The organism is Azospirillum terrae (assembly GCF_053470425.1).
The window spans coordinates 125,132-137,735 of record NZ_JBPXMR010000001.1 but is presented as its reverse complement, the minus strand read 5'-3'; the positions used below and the strand labels follow the sequence as shown (position 1 = coordinate 137,735).

Annotated in this window: 11 protein-coding genes; 8 read left to right on the top strand and 3 right to left on the bottom strand. The window is 68.3% G+C overall.

Annotation, left to right across the window (positions count from 1 at the left end; all coding sequences use genetic code 11):
- The first annotated feature begins 11 nt into the window (after positions 1-11).
- Genes ACSVDD_RS00640 through pedC form a run of 3 tightly spaced genes read left to right on the top strand, consistent with a single transcriptional unit; the run spans position 12 to position 2,522 of the window.
- Complete coding sequence (locus tag ACSVDD_RS00640; RefSeq protein WP_448187351.1) at positions 12-977, top strand: PQQ-dependent catabolism-associated beta-propeller protein; 966 nt, start codon at positions 12-14, stop codon at positions 975-977.
- Between the two features lie 7 nt (positions 978-984).
- Complete coding sequence (gene pedB / locus ACSVDD_RS00635; protein ID WP_448187350.1) at positions 985-1,728, top strand: lanthanide ABC transporter ATP-binding protein PedB/LutE; 744 nt, start codon at positions 985-987, stop codon at positions 1,726-1,728.
- Positions 1,725-2,522 (top strand): lanthanide ABC transporter permease protein PedC, encoded by a 798-nt coding sequence (gene pedC / locus ACSVDD_RS00630; protein WP_448187349.1) that lies wholly within the window; start codon positions 1,725-1,727, stop codon positions 2,520-2,522. The genes pedB and pedC overlap by 4 nt, the downstream gene beginning before the upstream one ends.
- Before the next feature lie 161 nt (positions 2,523-2,683).
- Here the strand turns inward: pedC and ACSVDD_RS00625 are convergent, their stop codons facing one another.
- Both ACSVDD_RS00625 and nosP read right to left on the bottom strand, forming a co-directional pair.
- Positions 2,684-5,266, bottom strand: a complete 2,583-nt coding sequence (locus ACSVDD_RS00625; RefSeq protein WP_448187348.1) for a NahK/ErcS family hybrid sensor histidine kinase/response regulator — start codon at positions 5,264-5,266, stop codon at positions 2,684-2,686.
- Positions 5,263-6,459: a nitric oxide-sensing protein NosP gene (gene nosP, locus ACSVDD_RS00620; protein ID WP_448187347.1), complete on the bottom strand. Its 1,197-nt coding sequence runs from the start codon at positions 6,457-6,459 to the stop codon at positions 5,263-5,265. The genes ACSVDD_RS00625 and nosP overlap by 4 nt, the downstream gene beginning before the upstream one ends.
- Before the next feature lie 450 nt (positions 6,460-6,909).
- Between nosP and ACSVDD_RS00615 the strand changes: the two genes are divergently transcribed.
- The 5 genes from ACSVDD_RS00615 to ACSVDD_RS00595 all read left to right on the top strand — a co-directional run bounded on the left by ACSVDD_RS00615 (position 6,910) and on the right by ACSVDD_RS00595 (position 10,832).
- Positions 6,910-7,296: a c-type cytochrome gene (locus ACSVDD_RS00615; RefSeq protein WP_448187346.1), complete on the top strand. Its 387-nt coding sequence runs from the start codon at positions 6,910-6,912 to the stop codon at positions 7,294-7,296.
- 8 nt (positions 7,297-7,304) lie between these two features.
- Positions 7,305-8,912, top strand: coding sequence for an alginate export family protein (locus tag ACSVDD_RS00610; protein WP_448187345.1), 1,608 nt, complete (start codon positions 7,305-7,307; stop codon positions 8,910-8,912).
- A 134-nt stretch (positions 8,913-9,046) separates the two neighbouring features.
- The gene (locus ACSVDD_RS00605) at positions 9,047-9,703 is read left to right on the top strand and encodes a response regulator transcription factor (protein WP_448187344.1); all 657 of its coding nucleotides are present in this window, start codon (positions 9,047-9,049) and stop codon (positions 9,701-9,703) included.
- Between the two features lie 203 nt (positions 9,704-9,906).
- Positions 9,907-10,338, top strand: a complete 432-nt coding sequence (gene pedF / locus ACSVDD_RS00600) for a cytochrome c-550 PedF (RefSeq protein ID WP_448187343.1) — start codon at positions 9,907-9,909, stop codon at positions 10,336-10,338.
- A gap of 35 nt (positions 10,339-10,373) precedes the next feature.
- Entirely contained in the window at positions 10,374-10,832 is a 459-nt protein-coding gene (locus ACSVDD_RS00595; RefSeq protein WP_448187342.1) for a cache domain-containing protein, read from the top strand.
- A 1-nt stretch (position 10,833) separates the two neighbouring features.
- On the opposite strand, the gene ACSVDD_RS00590 is transcribed toward ACSVDD_RS00595, so the two are convergent.
- Entirely contained in the window at positions 10,834-12,603 is a 1,770-nt protein-coding gene (locus ACSVDD_RS00590; RefSeq protein WP_448187341.1) for a monovalent cation:proton antiporter-2 (CPA2) family protein, read from the bottom strand.
- Position 12,604 lies beyond the last annotated feature (1 nt).

The following is a 12,604-nucleotide window of genomic DNA, read 5'->3' as shown; positions in this document are numbered from 1 at the left end:
CAGGAGTTTCCATGCGACCGTCGCGCCTGCTGCCCGCCCTGCTTCTGTTCGGTTTCACCCATGGTGCGGATGCTGCGACCATCTATGTGACCAACGAGAAGGACAACACCGTGTCGGTCATCGACGGCACGACGCTGGAGGTCACCGACACCATCAAGGTCGGCCGCCGGCCGCGCGGGGTGATGCTGTCCGCCGACCGCACGCAGCTCTACGTCTGCGCCAGTGACGACCACGCGGTGCAGGTGGTGGATCTGGCGACGAAGGCCGTCGTGCATGACCTGCCCTCCGGCCAGGATCCGGAGCAGTTCGCGCTGTCGCCGGATGGCAAGACGCTGCTGATCGCCAACGAGGATTCCAACGTCGTCACCGCCGTAGACGTGCCGTCGCGCACCGTCGCCTTCCAGGTGGACGTGGGTGTCGAGCCGGAGGGGATGGACATCAGCCCGGATGGGCGCTGGGCGGTCAACACCTCGGAAACCACCAGCATGGTGCACTGGATCGACCTGCAAACCCGCCAATTGGTGGACAACACGCTGGTCGGCGCCCGGCCGCGCTATGCGCGCTTCAGCCGCGACGGCTCTCTGCTGTGGGTCACGTCGGAGATCGGCGGCACGGTGGCGGTGATCGATGTGGCGACCCGGCAGGTGAAGAAGACCATCGGCTTCAAGATCAAGGGCATCGCCCAGGATCGCATCCAGCCCGTCGGCCTGCGCCTGACCGACGACGGGCGATACGCCTTCGTGGCGCTCGGCCCGTCCAACCATGTGGCGGTGATCGACGCGCGAACCTATGACGTGAAGCAATATCTGCTGGTCGGCCGCCGCGTCTGGCATCTGGCGCTGAACGCCGACCAGAAGACGCTGTTCACCACCAACGGCGTCAGCGGCGACGTATCGGTCGTCGACGTGGAGAAGCTGTCCGTGATCAAGAGCATCAAGGTCGGCCGCTACCCCTGGGGCGTGGCGGTGAAGGAGTAAGCACGGCATGAGCACCCCTGCCCTCGCTATCGACGGCATCGGTTACGCCTATGGCCCGTCCACCCAAGCGCTGGACGGCGTTTCGTTCACCGTGGAGGCGGGGCAGTTCACCGCCCTGCTCGGCCCCAACGGAGCGGGCAAGTCCACGCTGTTCGCGCTCGCCACCGGGCTGCTGCGCCCGCAGGCCGGGCGGATTCGCGTGCACGGCCACGATCTGACCGACGCGCCGGGACCGGCGCTGGCGCGCATGGGGGTGGTGTTCCAGCAGCCGACGCTCGATCTCGACCTGACGGTGGCGCAGAACCTGCGCTATTTCGCGGCGTTGCACGGCATCCCCCGCGCCGAGGCCGACCGCCGCATCGAAGCCGAACTGACCCGCCTCGACCTGTTCGAGCGCCGCCATGAAAAGGTGCGCCGCCTGAACGGCGGCCATCGCCGCCGGGCGGAGATCGCCCGCGCCCTGCTGCACCGCCCGGCCCTGCTGCTGCTGGACGAACCGACCGTCGGCCTCGATTTGCCGACGCGGCGCCGCCTGATCGAGCATGTGCACGCGCTGTGCGCTCAGGACGGCATCGCCGTTCTCTGGGCCACCCACCTCATCGAGGAGATCGACGCCGAGACCGACCACGTCGTGGTGCTCCACCGCGGCATGGTGCGGGCGTCGGGCGCGGTGGCCGCCGTGAACCGGGATCTCGGCGCGGCCAGCGTGACGGAAAGCTTCGATCGTCTTACCGGAGGGGCTGCGGCATGATCTGGTGGACGGCGCTCATGGGCATCGTCGTGCGCGAGGTGCTGCGCTTCGTGCACCAGCGCGAGCGCTTTCTCGGCGCCCTGGTCCGGCCGCTGATCTGGCTGTTCGTCTTCGCCGCCGGGTTCCGCGCGGCGTTGGGCATTGCCATCGTCGCACCCTACCAGACCTACATTCCGTACGAGGTCTACATCGTGCCGGGGCTGATCGGCATGGTGCAGCTGTTCAACGGCATGCAAGGCTCGCTCTCCATGGTCTACGACCGCGAGATGGGCAGCATGCGCGTGCTGCTGACCAGCCCGCTGCCGCGCGGCTTCCTGCTGTTCGCCCGCCTGCTGGCCGGTGTGGTGGTGTCGATCCTCCAGGTCACCGCGTTCCTGGCGATCGTCTGGCTCTACGGGATCGAGTTGCCGGCCTGGGCGCCGCTGACCGTGCTGCCGGCCCTGGTGCTGAACGGGCTTATGCTGGGGGCGCTGGGCATGGTGCTGGCTTCCACCATCAGGCAGTTGGAGAACTTCGCGGGCGTGATGAATTTCGTGGTGTTCCCGCTGTTCTTCCTGTCCTCGGCGCTCTACCCGCTGTACCGCATGCAGGAGGCCGGCGAGTTGCTGTACCTGCTGTGCCGCCTCAACCCGTTCACGCACGGGGTGGAACTGGTGCGCTTCGCGCTGTACGGCCAAGTGTCCGGCGAGGCGCTGGCGGTGGTGCTGGGGGCGACGGCATTGTTTCTGGCCGCGGCGATCCGCGGCTATTCCCCGTCGCGGGGAATGGGCAGCCGGGCGGGGGCGGCGGGGTAGAGCAGTCTGTGGCTCCATAAGAAGCCCCTCCCCCCTTGCGGGGGAGGGGGCGGGGAGAGGGGGACTTACGCCCGGCAGGGCGGAGAAAAGTTTCCGGCCGGCGGTGCCGGCGCCACCCTCTCCCCAACCCCTCTCCCGTCAAGGGAGAGGGGCTTTTTCCGCTACTGCCCGATCAGCCCCGTCATCAGCGCCCGCAGCTGCGCCGGGCGCACGGGCTTGTTCAGCACCATGCACCCCTGGGCCTGGGCCTCGGCCGCCAGTTCGGCGGTGCGGTTGGCGGTGATGATGATCGCCGGCAGCCGGTACCCGCAGGCGGTGCGCAGCCGCTCCACCTCGGTCACACCCAGCGCGCCGTCGTCCAGGTGATAGTCCGCGATCAGCAGATCCGGGGGTTTGGCCAGGCCGCTCAGGTGCCGCAGCGCGTCGTCGCCGGAGGTGGCGGTGGTCACCGCACAGGACCACCCCGTCAGCAACGCCCGCATGCCGGCCAGCACCGCCGGCTCGTTGTCGAGCACCAGCACCGACGCCCCCGACAGCCGGTTGTTGACCGGCCGCACCGCCACCTCCGGGCTGCGCGCGGCGCGCGCGCGGATGCCGTAGGGCACCGTCACCGCGAAGACCGAACCGCGGCCGGGCACCGAGCGCACGCTGATCGGGTGCCCCAGCATGCGGGCGACGCGGTCCACGATGGCGAGGCCCAACCCGATCCCGCGGTGGCGCTCGGCGGCGCAGGGCGTGTCGAGGCGGCGGAATTCCTGGAAGATCTCGTCCAGCTTGTCGTGCGGCACGCCGGGGCCGGTGTCCCACACCTCGATGCGCAATCCCTCGGCCGAACGCCGGCAGCCGACCAGCACCCGCCCGCGCGCCGTGTAGCGCAAGGCGTTGGACAGGAAGTTCTGCACGATCCGCCGCAGCAGCCGGATGTCGGAGCGCACCACACCGCCGGACACCAGAACCTTCAAGTCCAGCCCGCGTTCGCGCGCCACCGGTGCGTATTCGGTGGCGAGCGAGCCCAGCAGCCCCTTGATCGGGAAATCCGCCAGTTCCGGCGTCACCGCACCGGCATCCAGCTTGGAGATGTCCAGGAGCGCCGCCAGCAGATCCTCTACCGACGCCAGAGCCACGTCGATGTTCTCGACCATGGTGCGGTTGGCGTCCGGCTGCTCCAGATCGTCGAGCGCCGAGACGAACAGCCGCGCGGCGTTCAGCGGTTGCAGCAGATCGTGGCTGGCGGCGGCAAGGAACTTGGTCTTGGACAAGTTGGCTTGCTCGGCCTCGGCCTTGGCGAGGCGGGCGGCGGCCTCGGCCGCGGTGAGTTCCGCGGTGCGTTCGATCACGCGGCGCTCCAGGCTTTCCTTGGCGTCTTCCAGCGCCTGCGCCACCAGGCGCCGCTCGGTAATGTCGTGGATCAGAGCGAAGAAGCCCAGCACCTCGCGCCGCTCGCCGAAATGCGGGAGGTAGGTGGCCAGCGCGTAGCGCACCGAGCCATCCGCTGCCGCCTGTTCCATCTCGAAGCTGACGCCCTCGCCGGCCAGGGCGCGCAGCACGTGCGGACGCCGGATCTCGTACTCCGCCGGGCTCAGCACCGTGCGCATGGGCTGGTTGTCGATCTCGCTGCGCGGACGGTTGAACCAGTCCTCGTAGGCGCGGTTGACGAAGCGGTAGCGCTGCTCGGAATCCACATAGGCGATCAGCGCCGGCACCGCGTCGGTGATCAGGCGGATGCGCTGTTCGCCGTCGCGCAGAGCCTCCTCCGCCCGCTTGCGCTCGGTGATGTCGGTGAACGTCATCACGAAGCCGCCGTCCGGCATCGGGTTGCGGTTGATCTCCAGCACGCTGTCGTCCAGCCACGCCTGCTCGACCACGCACGAGCTGCGCATCAGCGTGCCGATGGACAGCCCGCGATCCGCCAGCGCCGCGTTGAACAGCACGAAGTCGGCGAAGCCGGCGTCCTTGCGCACCACGCGCGCCGGCAGGCGCAGCAACTCGACGAAGCGGTCGTTCCACGCCACCAGCTTTTCGTCGCGGTCGTACACCGCGACACCTTGCGCGATGTTGTCGAGCGTGGCCTGCAACAGCGCCGACTTCTCGGCCAGCTCGCTCTCGCGACGGCGGGTCTCGTGCTCCTTGATGTCGGTGATATCCGTGTAGACGCCGACCACGCCGCCGTCGTGGATGCGCCGTTCGTTCACCTGAATCCAGCGCCCGTCGGCCAGCCGGTGGATGTGCGGACCGCCCAGGTTGCGGTGCTGGCCCAGGCGTTGCGCCAGCCAGACGTCGGCCGGTTGGCACGGCTCACCGGCGGCGTGGGTGGACGCCACCAGTTCCGCGATCTCGGAAAAGCGCATGCCGGGCCGGATGTTCTCGGCCACCGCCGGCCAGAAGGACAGGTACTTGCGATTGCACAGCACCAGCCGGTCGTCGCCGTCGAACAGCGCGAAGCCCTCGTTGACGGACTCGATGGCTTCCGACAGCCGGGTCCGCATGGTCTCGGCCAATTCCCCGGCGCGGGCAAGCTCGCGGTGCGAATCCTCCAGCTCGCGCAGTGCCCGTTCCAGCTCCAGGGTGCGTTCGCGCACCTTGTGCTCCAGCACGATGGCGGTCTGGAACAGCGAGAAGGCGCCGCCCTGAAAGTCCATCGACCGCTCGACGCGGTCCATCAGCACCTTGTTGATGCGCTTGAGCTTCTGGTTCTCATGCTCCAGCTCGGCCAAGCGCGCGCGCTCGTCAAGCTCTGTGCTCATCGCCCACCTATCGCCACGCCGGTGAAGGTCTGGTTCACGTGCATGCCGTTGTACTGTTCGCCGTAGGCGCAGAAGCCGACGACGTTGTTGCGCGCCAGCAGGTCGGACATGGTGCGCTTCAACTGGCGCTGCTCCATCTCCAGGCGCCGCAGGATGCAGTCGCAGCCCAGCACGAGGTCGATCGGGCCGACATCGCCCTCCAGGCGCGTCATCAGCTGTTCGAAGCTCTGCACCGGGTCGACGCCCTCGGCCACGGTCAGCACGATGCCCTCGTCGATGGCGCAGAAGAAGGTCAGGCTCTCGTCCTCGTTGACCTTCTGGATCGAGCGGACGTGGTACTGGCCGCCGACGCGCACAACCACGGGGTGGGCGGCGAAGATCATCGGCGTCAGCGGCTCGCCCTCCAGCCCGACCATGCGCGCGTACTCGCGCCCGGCCGGCTCGGCGTTGATCTCGGTGACGATGCGCAGTTGCGGGTCGGCGCCGGTGACCACCATCTTGCGGTCGGAGCTGACGAAGTGCTCGGTGCGGAACACCGAGAAGCGCCGCGCCGAGGTGAACAGCGCGATCACGCCCGCGTTGTCGCGGAAGCGCCCCTCGTGCAGCACGAAGGTCTGCTCGAAGCGCAGGTCGTCGCCGGCCGAACCTCCGAATAGCGGGATGTCCACCAGCACGCTGTGCAGCGCGCTGACCACCGTCTCTTCGCGCATGGACATGCCGTCCACCAGCAGCATGGCGAAGCTGCCCTTGTCGTCGAACGGTTCGGACCGGGCGGCCAGCGCCCGGTCGCGCTTGGTCAGCAGCGAGCGCAGGATGCGCGTGCTGTCGGACACCTCGAACCGGTTCAGCTCGTCGATGCGCTCGGTGACGATGGAGAAGTCGGCGCTTGGAAAGCCGATGCCGACCAGCGCGCCGGACGTATAGCCCTGCGGCGCGATCTCGCCGGCCGTGGTGCAGCCGATCACCGGCGTGTCGCCGAAGAACTCGGCAAGCGCGTCGGCCAGTTCATTGGGGTCATGGAGCGGTGCGCAGAACACCACCACCAGTTCCAGGTCCTGCCCCGGCTGCCACAGCCGCTCGTGCAGTTCCCGCGCCGCCGTGCGGGTGTCCTCGGCCAGCGACATGGCGCGCGGCAGGGCCTGCGCTGGCGCCTGCGCGTCGGGAACGTCAGCGGTGGAGGACTGGCCCGGCATGGCGCAAGATCCGGTCGGTTCGGGGCGGCATCCCGCTCCCGAGCGTACCCCAGCATCCCCTTCGGACAAAAGCCGCTTCGCGACGGACGCCATGCGACTATGGTCTAATTTTCGCCAAACCGGGCCGTCGATACGCCACATGGAACCGGCACCCTGCCCAAAAAAGAACGCCCCCCGTGGGAACGGGAGGCGTCGAGAGCGGGTAAACTGGTCGCACCGCCCGAGGGCGATGCCATAACGGGCAAGCCCGTTCCCCGTCCTTATACGCCACTCCGCCCGCGGGCGCTATGACGAAATAATCATAGCGCAGGGCAATCGGGCAACCGCAACCCCACGATGGTCGCATGTTCACCGGCGGATGTCCGTCCTTCCAAAGTCGAATTCGGCGACTGCACCGCTCAAGGTATCGTTCGCCTCCACAATCAAGCGCCCGCCCAGGAGGCCCGACCGATGTTACGTCTGCCCACTCCCGTCCTGATGCTCGCCGCCCTTGCCGTCGTCGCGTTTTCAGGGACGGCCAGCGCTGAGGGCGACGCCGCCGCGGGCGAGAAGCTGTTCCGCCAGTGCAAGTCCTGCCATGCGGTCGAGCCCGACAAGAACCGCGTCGGTCCGTCGCTGCACGGTGTCTTAGGCCGCAAGGCCGGCAGCGTGGGCAGCTTTGCCAACTATTCCGAGGGCCTGAAGTCCGCCGGCTTCGTCTGGGACGACAGCAAGCTCGACGCCTACCTGACCAACCCCAAGGCGGTCATCGCCGACAGCAAGATGAGCTTCGCCGGCCTCCCCGCCGCCGAAGACCGCACGAACGTCATCGCCTACCTCAAGTCCCTCGCCAAGTGACCGGGCGAATGAACGGAGGCGCCGCTCTCCTGCTGTGCGCCCTGTGCGCGGCCGCCACCGGCGCGGCCGCCCAGAGCGCCACGTCCGCATCCGGCTCGGACCAGCCCGTCTATTACAAGGGCAAGAGCCCCGGTTACGGGAACCTGCACATCGCGCGCTATGACGAGGATTACAGCTATCTGCGTGATCCCGCGAAGGCGACCTCGTTCCTCGACAGGTTCAAGTTCATCCCCCTGGACGAGGCCGGGGACTCGTACCTCACCCTGAACGGCGAGGCGCGGCTGCGCTTCGACTACACGGAAAACAAGAACTTCGGGGCAGCCCCCTCGGCGACGGTGCCGATCCGGCCCAACGCGCCGCTCCAGTTCGGCACCGTGCGGCCACCCTACGACAGCGAGTTGCTGAAGCAGCGCTACGCCATCGGTGCCGACCTGCACCTGGGCGAGCATCTGCGCTTCTACGGCGAACTGTGGCACGCCGAACAGAGCGGCCACGGCTCCGGCCCGGTGATCCCGGCCAGCCAGCGCAACAACCTGGAACTCATCAACGGCTTCGTCGAGGTGATGCAGCCGATGGGCACGGCCCGGACCGGCGTTCGCGTCGGCCGGCAGGAACTGTTCTTCGGCAACAGCCACAACGTCGCCGCCAATATCGCCACCAGCCTGCCCGACCCGATCTTCGACGGCGTGCGCGCCTATGCGGACTGGGGCAGCGTGCGCGTCGACGCCTTCGGCTACAACGCGTACAAGTATGTGGACGGCTACTTCGCCGGGGACGACAACCCGCACCGGAACCTGTGGGGCGTGTACGGCAGCGTCGATCTGCCGAAAACGTCGCTGTTCGGCCAAACGCTGGCGCCGTCGCTCGACGCCTTCTATTACGGCTTTCGCGCCGCCCCCAACAACAACGGGACCGGCACCGGCCTGTACAACGACGCGGCGCTGCGCACCGGGCGAACCGTGTCGGCGACCAGCGGCTTCCTGGTGGCCGACGACCACCGCCACACCTTCGGCGCGCGCGCCTACGGCACGCTGGGCAACTTCAGCTACGACTGGGACGCGGCGATCCAGCGCGGCAGCTATGGCCCGCTGAACGTCGATGCCTGGGGGTTCAACACCGACACCGCCTACACCTTCACCGACCTGCCCTGGCGCCCGCGCGTCGGCACCCACATCGACGGGGCGTCGGGCGGCGCCTCCCGCATCCGCGGCACCATCAGCACCTACCAGCCGATGTTCCCGGACACGCTGTACTACCTGCCCAACAGCTTCTTCTCGCCGACGAACTTCAACGACATCGCGCCGCGCGTCCGCGTCACGCCGATGCCGGGACTCAACGTCGAATTCTACTACGCGTTCTTGTGGCGTTACTCGGAGAGCGACGCGGTCTACACCGGCAACTGGAAGGGCGCCAACGGCACCAACGCACTGGCGGCGTCGGCCCTCGTCCCCGGCCGGGTGATCGGCCGCATGCCGAACCTGACCGTCAGCTGGGTGCCGCTGCGGAACCTCTTCCTGCGCCTGACCGTGGCGGAATTCCTCCCCGGCGAGGCCCTGAAGGGCATCCAGGCGAAGAACACCACCTATGTGAACGCCCAGGCCACCGTGAAATTCTGACCCGTTCCCAACCACACCGACTAACAAATTGGACAAAAAGGAGACCGGGGCGTTGCCGTTCTTGCGTGCCCGTTCGCCGCGAGTCATGATGTTGTTCGGAAACGCCCTCGAAACAACGAGCGTGAAAACACGCCATGAGTAAGATCCTGATTGCCGACGATCATCCGATGGTCCGCGATGCTTTGCGCAGCGCGGTCGGTTACACCTGCCAGGCCGAGCAGGTGTTCGAGGCCGGCTGCCTGGATGAAGCGGCCAAGCTGTTGAGCGAGAAGGGCGACATGGACCTCGTTCTGCTCGACATCAACATGCCGGGGATGAACGGGCTGTCGGGCCTGCTTACCCTGCGCAGCCGCTTTCCGGCAACGCCGGTGGTGGTGGTTTCGGCGCACGAGGATCGCAAGCTGGTGCGCGAGGCGATCCAGTGCGGCGCCGCCGGCTTCATCCCCAAATCCACCCCGCGCGACGGAATCGCCGCGGCGTTGCGGCAGGTGATGGACGGCGGCGTCTACACGCCGACCTACGACGGCGAGGACGACGCCCCCGCCGACGACGGCGAAACCGCGGAGATCGCGCGCCGCCTCGCCACGCTGACGCCGCAGCAGATGCGCGTGCTGGAAATGCTGGGCACCGGCAAGCTCAACAAGGAAATCGCATTCGAGCTGAGCATCACTGAAACGACGGTGAAGGCGCATGTCTCGGCCATCCTTCAGAAGTTGAAGGTCTACAGCCGCACCCAGGCCGTCGTTTTCGCCAATCGCCTGACACTGGAACAGGCCCGCACCAGCTTCTGACCCCAGCCCTTTCAAGGCCCGGCGGGCGGCTTCCGACAGCCGCCCGGCGCTTCGCCGCGTCCGCACGCCCCCACAATCCGGCATTGTACCATAGTCCAATTATTGGAAAGCGTTCTCCTGGCTATTCTTCGGGCCAACAGATCCCCGCGCTTGGTTTCGACATTTCCAAGCCTTGTATTCTTGTCTAGAGAGGATGCTCACCGATGAACGCTCGGCTCCTTCGGCTCCTGTCGGCTGGCCTGATGTTCGGGTCCATCGCCGCCGCCCCGGCCGTCGCCGTCGCCCACGGCGACGTGGTCCCGCAGGCCGTGGACACCACCGGCCTGGACAAGCTCGGCGACACGTGGCGCGATGCCAACCCCTACCGCGGCATGCCGCGGGCCATCGAGATCGGCTCATCTGCGTTCAACCAGAACTGCGCGCGCTGCCATGGCCTGGGCGCCGTGTCCGGCGGCATCGCCCCGGACCTGCGCTTCCTGGACAAGGGCGACGTCGGCGACGAGTGGTTCAAGGAGCGCGTCATCAACGGCTCGATCCGCAACGGCGTCACCTACATGCCGAAGTTCGGCGAGGCGCTGGGCCAGGAAGCCCTGTGGGCGATCCGCACGTGGCTCGAAACCGTCCACCAGGACTGATCCGTCGCACCCCCGTCTTTGATCCGAGGACAGCCATGATCCGCAAAGCCCTTCCGTTGATCGTCCCCGCGCTCCTGGCCGGCAGCCTCGCGGCCTCCGCCGCCGAGCGCTCCACGCCCGAGCAAGCCAAGGCCCTGGTGCAGGAAGCCGCCGCCTACATGAAGGCCAAAGGGCCGGACGAGGCGGTGAAGGCCTTCCACGACCCGAAGGGGAATTTCGTCCGCAAGGACCTCTACGTCTTCGTCTTCGATGGTGATGGGAACTACGTGGCCTCCGGCGCCAACCCGAAGCTGGCCGGCACCAGCGCCGCCGAGATGAAGGACGCCGAGGGCAAGCCCCTGGTCAAGGAAATGATCGCCGCCACCAAGGAAAAGCCGGACGCGACCATCAACTACGTCTGGCTCAACCGCCAGACCAACAAGGTCGAGCACAAGCATTCCTACGTCGTCCGCGAGGGCAACTACATCATCGGGTCCGGGTCCTACAGCGACTGAATCAGCGCCGCGGGTCGTTCAGGTCGTCCAGACTGATCGGCACCGGCGTCGGGTGGCGGCGCGGCGGCGGCTTCGCCGGGATCAGGTTGCCGAGGCTCGCGTACGCGTCGTCGCGGAACCGGTGCAGCACGCGCTCCACTTCATACGTGTCGCGGCCCAGGGCGCGCAGCACCGTGCCGCCCAGTTGCAGGCTGGCTTCCACCGCTTCGGGAACGACGAAGGTGGCGCCGGCCTGTTCCAGGGCGTCGCCGTGGCTGCCGTCGTGGCCGCGCACGACGATGGTCAACTCCGCGTTCTGGCCGCTCAGCGCCCGCACGGCGCGCTCGGCCAGCGCGGGGTGGTCGAGCGTCACCACGGCCGAGCGGGCGCGGTCGGCACCCGCCGCGCGCAGCACTTCCGCGCGGCAGGCGTCACCGAAATACACCGGCAGGCCGCGCGCCCGGCCCTCGCCCACCCGCTTGGGCTCCAGATCCACCGCCACCCACGGCACCTCGTTGGCCTCCAAGAGGCGCGCCAGAGTCTGGCCGACGCGACCGAAGCCAGCGATCAGCACATGGTCGCGCAGCTCGTGCGTCGCCTCGGCCATCTGGCGCAGCGCGTCGGACGGCGGCAGGGCGAGGCGCCCGGCGAGGCGGCGGCCGCCGGCCATCAGGAACGGAGTCGCGGCCATGGACAGCGCGATCACCGCCAGCAGCAAATTCGCCTCGGCCGGCGCCAGCACGCCGTGGCCGCGGGCGAGGTCGTAGAGGACGAAGGCGAACTCGCCGCCCTGGCTCAGCGTCAGGCCGACCTGCACCGCCGTCGCCGACGACACGCCGAACAGCCGCGCCAGCCCGCCCAGCACCACCGCCTTCCCCAGCACCAGCGCCACCGCAAGGCCGAGCACCACCGGAAACGCCTCGGCGACGAGGCCGAGGTCCACGGTCATACCGACCGTCATGAAGAACAGCGCCAGCAGCACGCCGCGGAACGGCTCGATGTCGGCCTCGACCTGATGGCAGTACTCGGTCTCGGCGATGACCAGCCCGGCCAGGAAGGCGCCCAGCGCCATGGACAGCCCAGCCATCTCGGTCAGCCAGCCCACCCCCAGCACGATCAGCAGCGTGACGGCGGTGAACAGCTCCGGCGAGCGGGCGGCGGCGACCATGCGCAGCACCGGGCGCAGCACCATTTGCCCGACCACGACGATGCCGACCAGCGCCGCCACCGCCTTGATCGCCGCCAGCCCGAGCGCCCAGGCGACCTCCGACTGGTAGGAGCCCAACAGCGGAACCAGCGTCAGCAGCGGCACCACCGCGAGGTCCTGCATCAACAGCACGGCGAAGGCGATGCGGCCGGGCTTGCCGGTCAGCTCGTCGCGCTCCTTGAGGATCTGCATGACGATGGCGGTGGACGACAGCGCCAGTCCGCCCGCCGCCACCAGCGCCGCGGCGCTGGACAGGCCGAGCGCCACGGCGCCCAGCCACGCCACCCCGGCGGTCACCGCGACCTGGAGCGTGCCAAGGCCGAACACCCACTTGCGCATCACCCGCAAGCGATCCAGCGACAGCTCCAGCCCGATGGCGAACAGCAGGAACACCACGCCGAAATGGGCCAGCATGGCGGCGCCGTCCGGGTCGCCGATGATCGACAGCCCGTGCGGCCCGATCATCATGCCGGCGACGAGGTAGCCGAGCACCGGGCTGGCCTTCAGCCGCTCGAACAGCGGCACCACCAGCACGGCGGCCAGCAGGATGACCAGAACGTCGGCCAACGCCGGGGTATGCGGCATT